At 34.1% G+C, this 19,987-nt stretch carries 11 protein-coding genes; 10 read left to right on the plus strand and 1 reads right to left on the minus strand.

The window, feature by feature from the left end; translation table 11 throughout:
* Positions 1-13: 13 nt before the first annotated feature.
* The 6 genes from F0000_RS04205 (at position 14) to F0000_RS04230 (ending at position 8,061) form a co-directional block, all read left to right on the plus strand.
* Positions 14-3,496, plus strand: a complete 3,483-nt coding sequence (locus tag F0000_RS04205; RefSeq protein ID WP_149623452.1) for a DUF4175 family protein — start codon at positions 14-16, stop codon at positions 3,494-3,496.
* Positions 3,489-3,911 carry an rRNA maturation RNase YbeY gene (gene ybeY / locus F0000_RS04210; protein ID WP_149623453.1) on the plus strand — a complete coding sequence of 141 codons (423 nt, stop codon included), beginning with the start codon at positions 3,489-3,491 and terminating at the stop codon, positions 3,909-3,911. The genes F0000_RS04205 and ybeY overlap by 8 nt, the downstream gene beginning before the upstream one ends.
* Positions 3,912-3,992: 81 nt before the next feature.
* Entirely contained in the window at positions 3,993-5,864 is a 1,872-nt protein-coding gene (gene mnmG / locus F0000_RS04215) for a tRNA uridine-5-carboxymethylaminomethyl(34) synthesis enzyme MnmG (protein WP_149623454.1), read from the plus strand.
* 68 nt (positions 5,865-5,932) lie between these two features.
* Entirely contained in the window at positions 5,933-6,352 is a 420-nt protein-coding gene (locus F0000_RS04220; protein ID WP_149623455.1) for a hypothetical protein, read from the plus strand.
* 43 nt (positions 6,353-6,395) lie between these two features.
* Positions 6,396-7,247: a class I SAM-dependent methyltransferase gene (locus F0000_RS04225; protein ID WP_149623456.1), complete on the plus strand. Its 852-nt coding sequence runs from the start codon at positions 6,396-6,398 to the stop codon at positions 7,245-7,247.
* Between the two features lie 229 nt (positions 7,248-7,476).
* Positions 7,477-8,061 (plus strand): OmpH family outer membrane protein, encoded by a 585-nt coding sequence (locus F0000_RS04230; RefSeq protein WP_149623457.1) that lies wholly within the window; start codon positions 7,477-7,479, stop codon positions 8,059-8,061.
* A gap of 345 nt (positions 8,062-8,406) precedes the next feature.
* Here the strand turns inward: F0000_RS04230 and F0000_RS04235 are convergent, their stop codons facing one another.
* On the minus strand, positions 8,407-8,919 hold the full coding sequence (locus tag F0000_RS04235) for a hypothetical protein (protein WP_149623458.1): 513 nt from the start codon (positions 8,917-8,919) through the stop codon (positions 8,407-8,409).
* Between the two features lie 742 nt (positions 8,920-9,661).
* On the opposite strand from F0000_RS04235, the gene F0000_RS04240 reads away from it, so the two are divergent.
* The 4 genes from F0000_RS04240 to F0000_RS27610 all read left to right on the plus strand — a co-directional run.
* The gene (locus F0000_RS04240) at positions 9,662-11,701 is read left to right on the plus strand and encodes a gliding motility-associated C-terminal domain-containing protein (RefSeq protein WP_149623459.1); all 2,040 of its coding nucleotides are present in this window, start codon (positions 9,662-9,664) and stop codon (positions 11,699-11,701) included.
* 580 nt (positions 11,702-12,281) lie between these two features.
* Entirely contained in the window at positions 12,282-14,306 is a 2,025-nt protein-coding gene (locus tag F0000_RS04245; RefSeq protein ID WP_149623460.1) for a gliding motility-associated C-terminal domain-containing protein, read from the plus strand.
* 3 nt (positions 14,307-14,309) lie between these two features.
* Entirely contained in the window at positions 14,310-17,570 is a 3,261-nt protein-coding gene (locus F0000_RS04250) for a PorP/SprF family type IX secretion system membrane protein (protein WP_149623461.1), read from the plus strand.
* A gap of 43 nt (positions 17,571-17,613) precedes the next feature.
* Positions 17,614-19,987: PA domain-containing protein (locus F0000_RS27610; protein WP_188112019.1), on the plus strand; the 2,374-nt coding region annotated here is incomplete at its 3' end.

Below are 19,987 nucleotides of genomic sequence, written 5' to 3' on the forward strand. Positions count from 1 at the left end.
AAGCGATATGAATATGAATAATTTTGATTTCATAAAAAGCAAATTAGAACAATTTATAAAAAAATATTATATAAATGAGTTGATAAAAGGAGTGATCCTTTTTTTTGCTATTGGGGTGCTGTATTTTTTAATTACGTTAATGATAGAGTTTTTTCTTTGGTTAAATAGTACAGGAAGGACAATTTTATTTTGGTTGTTTGTATTGGTAGAATTTTCCCTGTTTGTTAAGCTTATTATTATGCCGCTGTCAAAATTGTTTAGATTGTCAAAAGGTATTAATTATAAGAAAGCTTCTGTGATCATTGGGAATCACTTTCCAGATGTTAATGATAAGTTATTAAACTTATTACAATTAAGAGATGATCCTTCTACATCATCTTTATTATTAGCTGGGATTGAACAAAAATCAAAAGAATTAAGTCCGATACCTTTTAAGTTAGCGATTGATTTCAAAAAAAACAGTAAGTATTTAAAGTATGCTACGATACCGATTGCTGTTTTTATACTAGTAAGTTTATTTAATAATAATTGGTTTTCAGAAAGTTATGAAAGAGTAGTTAATTATGAAACGGCGTATGAACCACCTGCACCTTTTCAGTTTTTTGTAATAAATGATAACTTGACGGCATTAGAGAATAAAGATTTTACGATAAAGGTAAAAACGACAGGAGAAGTGATTCCTGAAAATGTTACTATCTCTTATCATGATGAGATTTATTTTTTAAAGAATACAGGTTTGGGTGCATTTGAATATACTTTTGTTCAGCCCAAAGAAGAAGTTGATTTTGTATTATCTTCTAATGGGATTAGTTCAAAAGAATATATTTTGAATGTGGTGCCAGTACCAAGTTTATTAGATTTTGAAATGAAGTTGGATTATCCTGCATATACTAATAAAAGAGATGAAACGCTAAAAAGTTCTGGTAATGCTAGTATACCAGAAGGAACAAAAGTTTCTTGGAAAGTAAACACAAGAAATACTGATCTTGTTCATATGCAAACCAAGGATTCTTCTGTAGCTTTTGTCAAAAAGAATAGTGATTTCTTTTATGAAAATAGATTGTATAATGATTGGGAGTATGAGATTACAACGTCTAATAAAAATGTAAGTAATTATGATAATTTATCGTTTAATATCAATGTAGTTAAAGATCAATATCCAGAGCTTAATCTTACCTCAGAAAAAGATACTTTGGATAACAGTTCTTTGTATTTCTATGGTAGAGTAAGTGATGATTATGGATTGACAAAACTAAGATTGGTATATTATGATACTAATGATGATTCTGAGAAGTTATACAACAATATAATTATAAAATCTTCACTTTTTGATGAGTTTGTATATGCTTTTCCTAATGAGTTAGGGTTAAAGGAAGGTATTGATTATTCATTTTATTTTGAGGTTTTTGATAATGATGTGCTACATAGTTTTAAAAGCACAAAGAGTCAGGTGTTTAATTTTAGAAAACTGACTGCTAAAGAGCATGAGGAAAAAAAGCTACAAGAACAAAATAAGGCAATTTCTGGGCTAAATAAATCTCTTAAAAAATTTAAAGAGCAAGAGCTCGAATTAAAGAGTTTTAGTAAACTGCAAAAAGAAAAAAAGCAATTAGATTATAATGATAAAAAGAAGCTTGATGACTATTTGAAACGTCAGAAAGAAGAAGAGAAGATGATGCAGAATTTTTCTAAAAAGCTAAAAGATAATTTGAATGAGCTAAAGGACAAAAACAAAGAAGAACCGTTTAAAGATGCATTAAAAGAAATGTTGGAACGTAATGAAGAAAAGCTCAAGAAAAACGAAAAACTTTTAGACGAAATAGATAAGCTTGCAGAGAAAATTCAAAAAGAAGAACTCACAGAGAAATTAGAAGAACTTGAAAAGGAAAATAAGAACATAAAGAAAAATCTTGAACAACTTTTAGAGTTAACAAAGAGATATTATGTTATTGAAAAACATGAAAAATTGGCTGATAATTTAAAAGAATTAGCGAAGAAGCAAGAAGAGTTATCTGAGAAAAGTGATGAAGAAAACACCAAAGAAAAGCAAGAAGAATTGAATAAGGAGTTTAAGGATTTTCAGGAAGAAATGGAGAAACTTAGAAAAGATAATAAAGATTTAAAAAAACCAATGAATCTGGATCAGAAAGAAGAGGATGAAGCAGAGATAAATAAGGAGCAGAAAGCGGCTAGTGATAAGTTAGAAAAACAGAAAAAATCTGAAGCTAAGAAAAATCAAAAAAGTGCAGCTCAGAAGATGAAGCAGATGAGCAGAGGTATGCAAATGCAGATGCAAATGGGAGGAGAACAGCAACAGCAGGAAGACACAGAAATGTTGAGACAAATCCTTGATAATTTGGTAGATTTTTCATTGGAGCAAGAAGATTTAATGAAAGGATTTAAAGGAATTAATGTTGGCGATCCTTCATATTCTGGTAAGCTGAGGGATCAGAGTGTTTTGAGAGAAAATTTTATTCATATAGATGATAGTTTATATGCATTGGCTTTAAGAACTCCACAGATATCAGATCTTGTTACAGAGAAGCTGACAGATGTAGAATTTAATATTGATAAATCATTAGAAAGATTAGCAGAGAATCAAGTTATTCAGGGAGTGGCTAATCAGCAATACACGGTTACAGGGGCTAATGATTTGGCATATTTTCTAAGCAAAACATTGGAGCAAATGCAGAACAGTATGTCATCTTCTGGAAAAGGAAAAAGCGGAGAGTCTAAGGGTTTTCAATTGCCAGATATTATTAAGAAACAGGAGGAAATAAATGGGAAGATGGAAGAAGGATCTAAGAAGGGAAAAGGTAAAAAGAAGGGCAAAGAATCGGGAGAAGGAGAAGGTAATGAAGGTGAGGGTAAGAATGAAGGAAAGGGAAAGGGAAAAGGAAATACAGAAAATGGAAAAGAAGGGGACAAGGATGAAAAGGGAAAGAATGGAAATAAAAAAGGAGGAAAAGAAGGTAAAGGCAGAAATGGAAGTAACGGAAAAGATGGAAAAGAAGGAGGAAAGGATGGAAGAGGAACCAAGGAAGGAAAGGGCGATGGACAGTCAGAATTACAAAAGGAAGATCTGAATGGGGAGTTATATGAAATTTATAAACAGCAGCAGCAACTTAGAAATGCATTAGAAGAGAGGTTGAGAGAGTCAGGAAAAGGAAATAAAATAGGGAGCAATATTTTACGTAAAATGGAACAGGTTGAGAAAGAAATTCTTGAAAAAGGATTTAATGAAAACACCCTTAGTAAGATGTTGGAATTAAAGCATGAATTATTAAAAATAGAAGATGCCACTTTTGAACAAGGAGAAGAGGAAAGAAGAGAAAGCAAAACAAACACCAATTTGTATAATAATCAAAGCACTGATCAAATAGATAGGGCAAAACAATATTTTAATACAATTGAAATATTAAACAGACAAGTATTACCTTTGCGTCAAATTTATAAAAACAAAGTACAGGAGTATTTTAAAAAAGACAATGATTAATTTTTTTTTTGAAGAAGTAGAAGTTAAAATAAAAGAAGAACAGATAGCGAGTTGGATACGGTCTGTTATTGATTCTGAGACAAAAAAGGAGGGCGAAATCAGTTTTATTTTTTGCACGGATGATTATTTATTAAAACTGAATCAACAGTTTTTAAGCCATGACACATTCACTGATATAATAAGTTTTGATAACAGTATGGGCAATGAATTACATGGTGAAATTTATATATCTGTAGAGAGAGTTGAAGAAAACGCAACGGTGTTTAATCAAGAGGGACAGGAGGAATTACGAAGAGTTATAATTCATGGTGTCTTGCATCTTTGTGGATATAAAGACAAAACGGAAGAGGAAAGCTCTTTTATGAGAGTTAAAGAAAACGAAAAGCTAGCTATGTTCCACGTGGAACATAGCTAGCTTTTCGTTTATTATTTGTTCCACGTGGAACAAATAATACTAAAGAATTCACTGTTCCACGTGGAACAAATAACAGTAAATATGTTTGATAAGGAATATGATGTGATAGTTGTGGGTGCAGGACACGCTGGGAGCGAAGCTGCTGCTGCTGCTGCTAATTTAGGGTGTAGTACATTGTTAATAACAATGAACTTACAGAATATTGCTCAGATGAGTTGTAATCCTGCTATGGGAGGAATAGCAAAAGGACAGATTGTAAGAGAAATTGATGCGCTCGGTGGGTATAGTGGTATTGTGAGTGATCGTACTGCAATACAATTTAAAATGCTCAATAAATCAAAAGGACCAGCTATGTGGAGTCCAAGAGTGCAGAGCGATAGAATGCGTTTTGCAGAGGAATGGAGGATGCTGTTAGAACAAACACCAAATCTTGATTTTTATCAAGAGATGGTAAGTGGGCTGTTGGTAGAAGGAGATGTTGTAAAAGGAGTTCGAACTTCTTTGGGAATAGATGTTCGAGCAAAGACTGTAGTGCTAACAAATGGTACTTTTTTAAATGGATTGATACATATAGGAGAGAAACAATTTGGTGGTGGCAGAGCAGGAGAGAGAGCAGCAACTGGTATTACCGAACAATTGATTGATTTGGGTTTTGATGCAGGAAGAATGAAAACAGGAACTCCTCCCAGAGTAGATGGGAGATCTCTCGATTATTCTAAAATGATTGAACAACCTGGAGATGATCAACCAGAAAAATTCAGCTATACAGATTTGTCAAAACCATTGACAAATCAAAGATCCTGTTATATGACATATACGTCGACCGAAGTTCATGAGTTATTAAGAGAAGGTTTTGATAGATCTCCTATGTTTAATGGAAGAATTAAAAGTATAGGACCAAGATACTGTCCTTCTATAGAAGATAAGATTAATCGTTTTGCAGACAAAGACAGACATCAAATGTTTATCGAACCAGAAGGGTGGAATACTGTAGAGGTCTATGTAAATGGATTTTCTACGTCGTTGCCAGAGGATGTGCAATTCAAAGCGTTAAGATCTGTTGTTGGTTTTGAAAACGTGAAGTTTTTTAGACCAGGATATGCAATAGAATATGATTATTTTCCGCCTACGCAGTTAACGCATACATTAGAAACAAAATTAGTTTCTGGTTTATATTTTGCAGGACAGATAAATGGAACTACAGGATATGAAGAGGCAGCTTCTCAGGGATTAATGGCAGGGATCAATGCTGCATTAAAGGTAAAGGAACAAGAGTCTTTTATTCTTACTAGAAGTGAAGCCTATATAGGAGTGCTTATAGACGATCTAATCACTAAAGGAACAGAGGAGCCTTATCGTATGTTTACGTCTAGAGCAGAGTATAGAACACTGTTGCGACAAGATAATGCTGATTTTAGATTAACACCAAAATCTCATGATATTGGATTGGCATCTGATCAACGATTGAAAAGAATGGAAGAAAAGGAAAAAAAATCATCTGCATTTGTTCAATTTTTTAAAGATACTAGTGTTTCTCCTAAAGAAGCAAATCCGGTATTAGAGGAAAAGAAATCTTCTTTGATTAATCAAAGCGGGAAATTATTTAAGTTATTTTCAAGACCTCAGATTACGCTAGATGATATCAAACATTTTGATAAAGTATCTGCATACATTTCTGCGCATGATTTGGATAAAGAGGTGTTAGAGCAAACAGAAATACAGATCAAATATTCTGGATATATAGAAAAAGAAAAAAATAATGCGGATAAGCTAAATCGATTAGAAAACATCAAAATTCCTAGAAATTTTGACTATTCTAAATTAAAGTCATTGTCATATGAGGCTTGTGAAAAAATGACTAAAATACAACCAGCTACAATTTCTCAGGCTTCAAGGATCAGTGGTGTTACTCCTAGTGATATTTCCGTATTGTTAGTGTATATGGGTAGATGATGGATACGATATTGTTGAGGCAACCAAAGACATTAAAGGTTAAAATATTATATTTTTTAATATTTATTTTGGCTATATATTTAGTAATAGCAGATAAGTTTGTTTTATCACAAATATTAATACTGGTTGGAGTTGGTTTTGTTTTATTAGGATATTCTGTTTCATATGAAGTTAGAAAAGATTTTAAAAACTATAAACATATTATGTTCTTCGGTGTTACTGTTTTTAAACAAAAACTTATAATTGATTTCCCTGAGTATATTTCTGTTTTTTCTGCTTCTTTCAAACAGGATAATAATTGGGGTACAGTTTCAGCAATGGGAACAAAAGGAATGTATGATGCTATAGTAGTACGTTTTTTTACTATGAATAGTCATTTTACAGTTTTTAATACAAGTACATATGAATTGGCTCTTGATACTGCAAAAAAATTAGGAATGCTATTAAATGTTGAAATTCGTGATACAACAAAAAATAGTTCCACGTGAAACAATTGTAATTTTAAACTATTATCTTTTGGATTTTTAAACTATGGAGGACAAAAAAGATGTAACCTTTTTTATAGAATGTAAAGATCATACGGTATCGGGTGAGTGTTTTAAACTTTATCATAATGCGTCATATGATATGTTGGTAACATCTCCAAAACCAGATTTAGAAAATTTAAAAAAATATTATGAAAGCGAAGACTATATTTCTCATACAGACTCAAAACGAAGTCTTTTTGAGAAAGTATATCATATGGTGAAGAAATATTCGCTTAGTAAAAAAGTAAAACTTATTTCACAATTAAATCGTGGAACAGGAACGCTATTAGATATTGGAGCCGGAACGGGTGATTTTTTGGTTCAGGCAAAAAAAGAGCGTTGGCAGGTTGTCGGAGTTGAACCTAATGAACAAGCAAAGGTTTTAGCAAAAGGAAAAGGGGTAACGTTAAAAAAAGACACTTCAAATTTTGAGACTGCTCGTTTTGATGTTATCACGCTGTGGCATGTGTTGGAGCATATTCCGGATCTGGAAAATCAAATAGTAGAGCTAAAACGACTTTTGAAACCCGGAGGACATATCGTTATTGCAGTTCCTAATTATAAATCATACGATGCTAAATATTATAAATCATATTGGGCTGCGTATGATGTGCCGAGACATCTTTGGCATTTTTCAAAAAAATCAATCAAAAAACTTTTTGATAAAGAAGGGATTTGTTTAGAAAAAGTAATACCACTAAAATTTGATTCATTTTATGTTTCATTGTTATCTGAGAAATATAAGAATGGTAACATGAATTTTATTAAGTCTTTTTGGATTGGATGTCTTTCTAATAGTAAAGCAAAAACATCAAAAGAGTATTCTTCTCATATATATGTCTTAAAAAAAGAATAAATTTCTATTTTAAGAAGATTTAAGCATATTTTGAGCAGTTTCATAATATAATATATTATTTTTTTATAAAAACCGCTTAGAAACGCTTGTTTTTGTTTAATATTAATTAATTTTTCTTATAAGTATTGTTAAAACAATTGTTTTTTCTTATAAGTAATTAATTAGATGAACTAATAGCTGAAACATCAGATGAACTTTGATATTTTTGCCAGAACTAAATTTTTGAATAATGAAAAAATGTATATGGATTGCAGTTGCATTAATAACAATGACATCTTGTAATCAACAAACCGAAAAAACAGGTTATGTAAATAACACAAAAGTAGTTTCTGATTTTAATGAAATGAAATCAGCTCAGGAAAAGTGGACAAAAAAGAATGCAGAGGTTAGAGCAGAATTAGAAGGGAAAGCAAAACAGTTTCAGGCAGAGGTACAAGGGTATCAAACAATAATGAAATCCATGACTAAAGCTAATCGTGAGAAGAAAGAGCAGGAGTTAATGATAATGCAGCAAGGTCTTCAAAGAGAGCAACAGGCAAAAATGCAAGAAATTCAGGAAGGTAGTCAGGCAGAAATTGATTCTATTATCAGTAAAGTAAAAAAGTTTGTAAATGAGTATGGTAAAAAGAATGGATATACATATATCTATGGGCAAACAGAAGCTAGTAATTTGTTTTACGCAAAAGAAGAGTTGGATCTAACAGATAAAATTGTTTCTGAATTAAATGCTACCGGTGCTGTAACAACAGAAAATAAGCAAGAAGTGAAGAAAGATGATAAAAAGGAAGAAGAAGTAAGCGAAGAGAAGAAGTAAAAATATTTTTTATACTTGTAAAAACCCTCATAAATGTTCTTATGAGGGTTTTTTTAGTATAGTATACTAAAATTTTTATACTATTTAATTCAAAATTTCTTTTATAGTTTTGGTCATTTAGTAATGAACTCTAAAAAAATGAATTTGTTCGATTATTAAAAGAACCTAATTTTTGACATAAAAAAGGAACGACAAATACAATACGTCTGGCTCCTTTATAAAAAGATTTATCACACAAAACAATAACCCCACTAGAAATACCTCCTTCTATATAACTTATTCTGTTTCTTTTACCTTTTCCAAGTTTTAATCAATAGAATTCCCCGATGCTCTGCATCGGAGGTTTTAGAGGAAAGTTTGAAAACGGATGGTTTTCATTAAATTGTAAAACTTTCTTCCGTTGAATACCCCTATGGCTCTGCCTCGGGGATTCTTTATTCTAGGAAAATCTCCTCTGGCAATTCGTCTACCGCGACAGTTGCTAGGATCATAAAGTGAAGATCCTTGTGCTGTTTTCAATTGTGAAGACGATCTATTTTCTAAGGATTTTATATAGTTTTTGACCTTAATGTCATCGTCTGGTAAATCATATAATTTATTTTTTTCAATGATTTCTATTTCTTTAGCTAACAATGCGTGTTTTTTCTTTACGGCTTCATAATATTCTGTGCCTTTAAGCGATGCTATTAATTCGTCAAATGTTTTGAAATAGTGTATTTCGCCAGATTCTGGATCCTGGAAGGAATATTCGTAGTTTTCAAGATTTTCCTCAGTTACTTCTTCATCTTGAGTAGAGCAAGAGCTGATAAATATCATCACTGCAATAAGAACAAAAATGTGTAGCTTGTTGTTTTTCATAATTTATAATTTTAAGATTATTAATTAAATTGATGGGTGCAAGATAAAACAGATAAAGGGAAATTTCCCCACCCGCAATAAGTAGTATTTAGTATTATATTGATATTTTTTGATCATATATATATACGAGTAAACTTTGCTAAAAAAATTATGATTATTTTACTTAGGTTCAAGTAATACGATTTATAACTAAAAATTTCGCATATTCATCGTTTCTTTTTCCTTTCTACTTCGTTTAAAAAATAAACCGTAGCTATAGCTATGCTTGATTTTTTTGCCTTGCATAAAGAAAAAATAATTCAATGAATTTGTACGAATTTTTTAATCACAAATCATATAACTCCTGTTTTTTAATCAATAGAATTCCCCGATGCTCTGCATCGGAGGTTTTAGAGGAAAGTTTGAAAACGGATGGTTCTCATTAAATTGTAAAACTTTCTTCTGTTGAATACCCCTATGGCTCTGCCTCGGGGATTCTTTATTTAAAAAATCAAAAATTTAATAACCAATATGCTATAAATAGTTATAGTTAATAAAATGTAAAAAAAACAGGAAGACTAATATGTTATTTAGATATCTGTTTGTAATGGTCAATAATTATTTGACCTTATTTTGGGAATGATGGCGGTTATTGTATCATATAAATCATTAATTTTGATACTTTTTAAAAAGGTTTTTTCCCCTTTTAAAAAGTTGAGTTTTATTACTTATCGCTTCTATTTATGTTATTAAGGTTAGTCGTATGAAGAAAAATTACACATTGTTATTTGTTTTCACTTTATTTTTATTTGCTGTATCATCTATAAGAGCTCAGGAAATTAGTGCTCCTGGATTTTATATATGCAACGAATTTAGTTGTGATATTGATAATATTAGAGCAATTGCGTGCGCTTCTACAGATAATCCAGATCGAGGAGTAAGTGCAGAATACAATGGTCCTTCAGGTTTTTTTGGTCCTGGAACAGAGTTTTTATTAGAGTTATCAGATGAAGAAGGTGTTTTTTCTAACGAAGGTACTAGAGTTCTAACGACTTTATTCTTGGAAACAGCTATTAGTTCAAGTGCTACATTGGATTTTGGTGTTTTTGATATACCTGAAGACCTAGGAGGTGATAATTATAGTATGAGAATTAGGGTAGAAGATCCTGAATTTACTACGGTAGCTCTAGGACTGCCTATTCATTATTTTGATATCTCACAAGGTGTGATTCTTAGAGGACCTAATATAGAAGCAAGAAATGCCGGATTATGCTCAGGAGTTCCTACTACATTACAGGTATTATCAGGAGATTTATTAGAATATAAGTGGTTTTTTAATGGAATGGATATTCCAGGAGAAACAAGTAATACCTTACAGAATGTTACAGAACCAGGAAAATATACTGTCGAAATTGATTTTGGTACCTGCAATACTTTTGGAGGAACTGCATATTCTTTTGCAAGAGCGAATATAAATGTATTTAGTTTTGATGCTACCGAAGTATTTATAAACGAGCAAGGTGCTTCGCCTGTTGAGTTCTGTCCAGAAGAAACAAAACAGTTAACATGTAGTATTACGGATCCAGCATATACGTATACTTGGTTTAGGAACGGTATGGTCATTGCTGATTCGAATACTTCATTTCTTACGTTGCCACAAAGCAATTTTGATGGTGAATATACAGTGAAGGTTACAGAAAATGAAAACTGTTCATTTACAACGGAAGCTGTAGAAGTGATCAATTTGGGGTCAGATATTACCAGTCAACCACCGCCACAATTAGTTATATTACCTACAGAAACAATTACCTTGAGCATAACTACAAATGCGCCCGCAGGAAGTACGATCCAATGGTTCGAAAATGATACGCCTATAGTGGATGCTAATGAAGACAATATTACAGTAACTACTCCTGGAGTATATCGTGCAGAGGTATTTACCAATGATCTTTGTAGAAGTACACTAGTGGCAGAGACAACGGTATCTATTCCAGTAAATTTTAGGTTAGAAATATCACGGATAATAGATTGTGATGAGAATAGTGCTATTTTGGCATTTGAGAATCTATTCGGTATTACGTCAGATGGCTTAGAAGTATCATTACCTACAGAACAATTAGAACTTTTTAGTTTTGAGTGGCTAAGAGAGACTATACCAACGGGAGAAACGGGAAACTTTTTAACGGTTAATAGAGCAGAAGAAAATGTTTCCTATACGTTTTTGGCAACCTTTAATTCAGGAGGTTTTCCTCCAATAACTTCTCAATCTGTGGTGATTCCATTGTCGGCAGAAGGCATAGAGATTATAGCGGATTCGCCTTTTCTTCCAGTAAATGGAAGCATTGTTTTAAGTGTTCCTCAAAGTGAATTGTACACGTATGACTGGTTTGTAGAAATTCAAGGAAACTTTCAATTGATAGTGGGTGAGACCACCAATATGTTAACCATTACAGAAGAAGGAAACTATAAAGCAGTAATAACCTATGAAGATTGTACAGAAGAAGATACTATTACCATAGGTAATACGCCTGGTATATCCGAATTGATTCCTAATGTGATTACCCCAAATGGCAGTTTAGGTATGAATGATGATTGGGTTTTACCAGATGTGTATAAATCACCAGCAGTAACGGTAGAAATATATAGTTATAATGGTGCTTTGGATTTTAAAAAATCAGGTGGATACAATCAAGATTGGCCATCTAATTCAGTTTCTGGCGGAAGCGAACTTATCTATTATTATATAATTACCAAAAATAACGCAATAATAAAAAAAGGAACAATTACAGTAATGGATAAATAACATATTATACAACAATAATGCCCCGTGATTTTATGATGTTTTTATGTCAAATAATTATAAATAGAATTAATCACAATAATTATTATAAAAAGCTGTTATTTGTTGGCAAAGAATCATTGAAATATTTCAACAAAAAAGTACTTTAAAATCAAAAAAAAATACACTTCATCGGTGAAAATTGTCTTTTTTTGATGATTTTTTATGTTCGTGAAAAGATATAATATTTCAAAAATTTAAGTATTTTCTATTTTTAGCTAGTTTGATTTGCAATTTTGTGTGGTAAAATATTTTGATTTTTATGGCTTTAAAATGCTTTTTTAAACGTTACAATACACTGATTAACAAAAAATTATGTATATTATCGGTGAATTGGATATGTGACATGCTTCTGTGTAATTATTCTCCTCAAAACGGAGTAAGAATATTATTACAAAAAAAAACAGAAAATACGTTTGATATAAATTAAATATTTATAATTTTATGACTTTACAATATTTATATTAACAATATTATTAACAAGCGTCCCAAATCGCTTCGTTAGTAGGGCATATATTCACATCAATTTATAAAGTGTGATACTATGAAAAAGAAACTTAACCTATCGTTACTTGCCTTTGCGCTTGTCCTCTCTTCTTCCCTTGAGGTCACTGCTCAACAAATTACTATGCCTGAATTCTACATCAATGATAGTAATGTTACCAATACGAATGCTTGTGTAAACCAAAACATTCCTAATCGTTCTGCTATTGCCGAATATAATGGCCCTTCAGGTTTTTTTGGACCTGGAACAGAGTTTTTGCTTGAATTGTCTGATGAAAATGGTGATTTTTCTGATGGAGGAACAATTTTGTTAGATACTTTTACTTCTCCAACAGCTTTGGGATCTAGTGCAGATATAGAATTTATAGATTTTCCTATCCCACAGACATTGAGGAGTGACAATTACAGTATGAGAATACGGGTCGAAAACCCCGATTTTGAAAGTCAGATTACTACCGGAATGGCAATTTATTTTTTTAATTTTGATGAAGGAGTTACGTTGACGGGTCCTAATGTAAATGCTAATAATGTTGCTTTGTGCGAAGGAGAACCGGTAACCTTAACTGCCTTGCCAGAAGGTTTTCCAGCATATATATGGACGTTTAATAATACGGTAATTCCTGGAGAAACAACAAATGTTTTAGAAAATGTAACACGGGAGGGAAATTATAATGTAAAAATTGATTTTGGTTTCTGTAATCCATTTTTCAATTTTGATTCGGCAAATACTACGGTATTTGCTTTTAACACTACCAATGTGTTTATCAATGAACAGGCTGCATCACCTGTAGAATTTTGTCCGGAAGATGTAAAATTATTAACCTGTAGTATTACCGATGCTGCCTATACATATCAATGGTTTCAGGATGATGTTGCTATCGCTGATTCTAATGCTCCTAATCTCAACTTACCTCAAAGTAATTTTGGAGGAAATTATACAGTTAGGGTTACAGCAAGAGATGGATGTGATATAACTACAGAAGCCGTAGAAGTGATCAATCTTGGATCAGATATTACCAGTCAGCCACCTCCACAGTTAATTATACTTCCAGGTGAAACCATACGATTAGAAATCGAAACCAATGCACCTTCAGGGAGTACTATAGAATGGTTTGAAAATGATATACCTATCGCCGGAGCAAATACTTTTTTTATCGATATAACGTCACCAGGAATATACCGTGCAGATGTACTTACCAATGATCTTTGCATGAGTACGCTTATGGCAGAAACTTCAGTTTTTGTTCCCGTCGATTTTAAACCAGTGGTTTCCCAGATAATTGATTGTAATGATAATACAGCTACGCTGGCATTAGAGAATTTATTAGGTATTACTTCTGCAGCCGATGGTAGTTTAGAAATTCCATTAACTGTAGAACAACTACTGTTTTTTAGTTTTGAATGGTTTAGAGATGGTAGTCCTACTGGAGAAACCGGCACATCACTTACCATTGATAATGTAAATGATAATGCTTCATATACACTTTCGGCAGCTTTTATTCCAGGTGGTTTTCCTACGGTAACTTCAGAACCCGTAGTGATTCAATTGTTGACAGATGATATAGAAATTGTAGCTGATCCACCTTTTCTTCCAGTAAATGGGAGCATCGTTTTAAGTGTTCCGGAAAGTGTGCTATATACCTATGCATGGTTTGTAGAAATTGATGGAGATTTTCAGCTAATAGAAGGGGAAATTACTAATATGTTAACCATTACAGAAGAAGGAAGTTATGAAGTAGAGATAACATATGAGGATTGTATTATTGAGGGTAATATTACAATTGGGAATGAACCTGGTATATCCGCAGTAATTCCTAATGTGATTACACCTAATGGTAGTCCGGGTATCAATGATAATTGGGTATTACCTGATGAATTTGGATCACCAGAAGTAGCAGTAACCATATATAGTTCTAATGGAAAATTGGATTTTGAGAAATCAGGAGGCTATAATCAGGATTGGCCGTCTAATTCGGCTTCAGGTGCAAGTGAGCTCATATATTACTATATAATTACCAGAAATAGCGAGATACTTAAAAAAGGAACGATTACAGTAATGAGATAATTTATGATTAAAAAAATACTCTTTATATTTATTTGTACCATTTCTATAAATTTTATGTTTGGTCAGGAAGCAGTATCTAATACTTCTGGGGTTTTGCCATCGGATATTCCGTTGCATAATTCTTTGAAGTATAATCGCTTTATGTTTAATCCAACCTTCTCATTAGTTCGAGAAAACAAGAATTCATTAAATATTTATAATAGAAACCCAAGAGCTAGCTTTAATGATAATTCGCAAACATACTTTCTAAATTATTCAGCAAGATTCGAAGAAAAAACAGGTGTTGGTATTGGTCTTTTTCAGCAAAATGTTGGGATATTCAGGTTTTTTGGGGCTACATTGAATTATGCATATAATCTGGAGCTAAACAGAGATATGAATTTTACGTTTGGTGTAAATGTAAATTATTCTCAGAGTTCATTAAAAAGTAATTTAGATGAAGCAGCGGCAGATGATGATGTGATAAATAATTATGAAAATAATTCAGTCTTTTTACTCCATCCTGGAGTTAATTTTAATTATGGAAGCTTTGACGTTGGGGTATCCGTAGGGAACTTAGTAGCTTATAATATTACTGGCAGTGAATTGTTAACAGATAATTTTGTGTATTCAGGGCATATTATGTACACCACAGAATTAGATTGGAGAACAGAAAATGAAATAAGAGGGATGGCATATGCCTCTAAGCCAGGAGTAGAAGAGTTGCGTTATGGAGGAAATGTATTTTTTGAAATTCCTAAATACGGATGGGGTCAATTAGGATATAACAGCTTTTTTGGCGCTTCAATCGGTGTTGGAGCCAATATAACAAAAGTTATCTCTGTGGGATATACAGTCGAACCAGGAATTGGAGGAGCGGCGAATACCTCAGAATTTGGAGCTACTCATGAATTTGGACTGGCATTTAATTTCAATAAACAAGAAAAAAGAAGAAGGAGAAGAACATCTTCTAACCCTGCATATGAGGCCAGAGATTCTGAAATAAGAAGATTGAAAAAAGAAATTCTAGAGCAGAATAAGTTGATCAGAGAACTGAAAAATTCTAAGGGAGACACATTAAGTCAGGCGCAAAGATCCATGAGTAAATTGGAAAGATCTATTCAGGAAGCCAAAGAGAAAGAAGCTGAGGCTGCAAGAAAATTATCATTACAACGTGAGGAAGAAGTAAAACTATTGAATGAGCAAGCTGAGGAAGAAGAACGTTTACAATCAGAGAGAAGACTTGCTCAAGAAATGGCAGAACAGAAGAGACAAGTTGAAGAAGAAGAGCGTTTACGATCAGAAAGAAAGCTTGAACGTGAAATGGCAGAACAAAAAAGGCAAGCTGAGGAAGCCGCTGCCGGAAGACAATCCGAAGAAGCCAAAATAGCCGAAGAAGAAGCTGTCAGAATTCAAGCTGAAGAAGCCAAAATAGCTGAAGAAGAAGCTGCGAGAGAAGCCGAAGCTGCTAAACAAGAAGCTGCGGCAGAAGCCTTGGAAGCTGCCAAGCAAGAAGCTGAGGCTGCAGAACAAGAAGTCGCAGAAGAGCAGGCAAGAATAGAAGAAGAAAAGAAAGCAGAAGTGGCAGCTGTCGCCGAAAGAGAAAGAGTTGAAGCTGAGGCTGCAAAAAAAGAAGAAGAAAGATTAGCTTCTCAAAAGAGATTAGAATTAGAAATGGCTGCTCAAAAAGCCGAAGAAGAAAGATTAGCTTCTCAAAAGAAATTAGAGTCAGAAATGGCGGTTCAAAAAACTGAGGAAGAAGGGTTAACTTCAGAAAAGAAATTAGAAAGAGAAGTAACTTTACAAAAAGATAAAGAAGCAGAGGAAGAGAGACTACGTCAGGAAGCCGAAGCAGCACGATTGGCAGAGGAAGAGAGAGTAAGACAAGAGGCTGAGGCAACACGATTGGCAGAGGAAGAGAGAGTAAGACAAGAGGCTGAGGCAACACGACTAGCAGAGGAAGAGAGATTACGTCAGGAAGCTGAGGCAGCACGACTAGCAGAGGAAGAGAGAGTAAGACAAGAGGCTGAGGCAGTACGATTGGCAGAGGAAGAGAGACTACGTCAGGAAGCTGAGGCAACACGATTGGCAGAGGAAGAGAGACTACGTCAGGAAGCTGAGGCAACACGATTGGCGGAGGAAGAGAGACTACGTCAGGAAGCTGAGGCAACACGATTGGCGGAGGAAGAGAGACTACGTCAGGAAGCTGAGGCAGCACGATTGGCAGAGGAAGAGAGAGTAAGACAAGAGGCTGAGGCAGCACGATTGGCAGAGGAAGAGAGAGTAAGACAAGAGGCTGAGGCAGCACGATTGGCAGAGGAAGAGAGAGTAAGACAAGAGGCTGAGGCAGCACGATTGGCAGAAGAAGAGAGAGTAAGACAAGAGGCTGCCGCTCAACAACCAGAGGTGGAAAGAGAAGATCTTGATCAGATACAAAAAGAATTGGATAACAGTAGTCGAATTACAAATAAGTTGATTGCATCAAGAGATTCTTTATTAACAACTACCACTAATTTAGATAAAAGAGAGTTTAATAAACTTTTAGAATCTTTGGTAAATATGAATGATGAAGCCGAAGAGGTTAAAAAAGACTCTGATCCTTTAAGTTCTAAAAGACTAACTTCTAAAAATCGATTCATAAAGTTTGCTGAGGCATCTAGACCAGAGGCTAAATATGCAACCAAATATATTCCTGGATATCCAGAAGGATATTATCTGGTAGGGAATGTATTTAGAGGTGGGGTATATGCCGATCGCTTTACTAAAACATTAACAGATCTTGGTTTTAATAATTCTCAGATTATTCTGAACCCAGAAAACCAATATCAATATGTAGCGATAGAATACTATGCCGATAAGGATCAAGCTGCAGAAAATTATTTAAACAACATTGGTAACCGATATTTTGGAGATATGTGGATTTTACATATCGCAAAGAGTAGAGTAGAGTCTTTAAAGAAATTAGTAGCAGAAACACGTTTGATAAAAGAAACAGTAAAAGATGATACTGTGTTGTCTGAAAGTCTATCCTATATTGGAGGGCATAACATCCAGACAGGATATTATTTAATTACTAATATTTTTAAAAGAGAGAATTATTTTGAGCGTGGAATGTCTAGACTAAAATCAAAAGGATTAGACCCTCAATATTTCAGAAATCCGAAAGATAATTATATATATGTTTATTTAGAGCGCTATGATAGTCTGGATCAGGCAAAACAGAGCTTATTCTCTAATGTTAATAACACATATGATGGAGATCTGTATATATTGAAAATAGATTAACCCCAAGGAATAAAATGATAAACTTAACTATAATACACAGCTTATGAAACTAGCAGTACATATTAAACTAGCTGTAATAGTATTCATGCTTTTATGCTTTAATGCTGAAAGTATAATTGCACAAGAAGTACCTTTTACAACTCCTTTGAATAATGCGAGTAGCCTTACGATACAAGGAGACATGCAAATTATCGCTAATGCAATTACAGGTCTTAGCGGAGATCAAAGCGGAACAGGAAATCCTTTTTTTAGTGGAGATACCACTAATTATGATCCTAATAACCCCTATAATGGAGGAGCCTATAATGATCAATTAACACAGGGGTATATTGATATCGATAGTGATCCTACTACCTTTAGTTCCAGTAGTGCTGATTTTACAGCAAGTTCTACCTGTGCCAAGATAGCATATGCTGGATTGTACTGGTCTGCTACCTATTATGAAGATCGAGTTGATGCTGCCAATGGAAATGATAGCCCGCAGACAGTAGGTCTTCCGGTACCTGATCCCAGACCAGATTTCAGGACTGTAAAATTAATGCTTCCCGGGACAACAACGTATATCGATGTTACCGCAGAAGCAGGAGACGCAGGAACCATTTATGATGGATATAGAAACACATCTACCAATCCAGGAGATGTAGCCAGTAATGATATCCCGTATGTGTGTTATGCAGATGTTACGGCATTATTACAATCTCTGGAAGATCCTGCTACAGAACTAGCCAATGCTGATGGAACTTATACTGTTGCCAATGTAAGATCCGCCACGGGACTTACAGAATCAGGTAGTGGTATCTCAGCTGGTTGGGTACTGGTTATTATTTATGAAGATCGTACCTTATCGAGAAAATTCTTTAGTACCAATCATGGATTTTTAGAAATAGAATGTGAATCCGGTTTTGAATTTGTTGTAAATAGTGGCACTTTAGCCGGTACCGGTACGAATCACTCAAGTAATAACTTTAGCCCCGGTAGTGTACCACTTCCTAACAGCCCTGGATCTTTAACAGGTGATCTGGTTTTGGTAGATGATGGAAATGGTACTACAGAGGATGGTTGTAGTGCTTTGGTAAATGCAGCAGCAGTTAATGGTAATATTGCGATCATCCGCAGAGGAACCTGTCAGTTTACACAGAAAGTTTTAAATGCTCAGAATGCTGGAGCAATAGGAGTTGTTGTCGTTAATAATGATGGAGGTAATGGTAGTTTTGCTATGACAGGTACTGGTTCAGGAATTACCATACCGGCAGTAATGATTGGTAATGCAGACGGAAACCTTTATATAAATGATCTACTCGCAGGAAATACAGTGAATGTTTCTTTAACAGAAAACCTTCCTTCAGGTTGTGCCAATCCTCCGGAGACATTTACCTATACAGGTTTTCAGACCTTGCCTGCTCCTTTACCAGTAAATGCAAGATTTGGTGTAGCAGCATTAGAAGGAGATTTTGGAATTGTTGGTGATGGTTTAGCGATTGAGGCAGCTCCTTTAGCAGGTTTTCCAGTACCGCTATCTGCAGCTCCAGTAAATGGGGCTACAAACTTTTTTAACAGTTCAATCTCTGTAGATGGTAACTATAATATGGCACGTAACCCAGCCTCAGAGAACACTTTGGGCTTTGATGCTGATATTTTTAATATTGCGAATACAGGTAATAGTATAATAGGAAACAATCAAACTCAGGTAGATTTTCAAGCAAGTACTGAGGGAGATCGCTACAGGATATTCTTAAACACTTTTAGTATTGAGATCATAGAACCAGAATTAGCAGTATTCAAACGGGTATTGGATATAAATGCTGTAGATATTACTGGAGGAGGCGTTAATCTAGGAGACCAATTGTTTTATGAGCTTACGGTTGAGAACCAGGGTAATGAAGATATTATCAATGCGAGTATTTTGGATATTCTCCCTGCCAATGTTGATTTTGTAGGAGGAACAATTACGACACCAGCAGGTGTTACCGCGGTGATAGACCCAACCGGTCGTACGGTTACTTTTACCTTTGATGATAGTGTATTAGAACGTTTTGATGGTCCAATAAATATTCGTTTTGGGGTAGAGGTAGTAGCAAGTTGTGCAGACTTGAGAGATGCCTGTAGTAATGACATACAAAATATAGCACAAGCTACATATACAGGTCTTATTTCTGGAGTGACAAGAAGCGGAGAAGACAGTGTTTTAGGTCAGGATGTCTGTAGACGTGAACAACCTGGAGCTTCAAATTTTTTAATAGATTTGGATAGTTGCGATGGTAATTTTAATGCTTTTTTATGTACAGGTACGTTGGATCTGACGGCAGGAGGAGGCTTTCCGACTTATGTTTGGACGGATTTAGGCACTGGTATGGTTATAGGAAATTCTCAGACACTGACGGTTAGTAGTGGAGGAGTTTACAGAGTTGATAAAACCG

The sequence above is a fragment of the Aquimarina sp. RZ0 genome (genome assembly GCF_008370685.1).
Classification (GTDB): Bacteria; Bacteroidota; Bacteroidia; order Flavobacteriales; family Flavobacteriaceae; genus Aquimarina.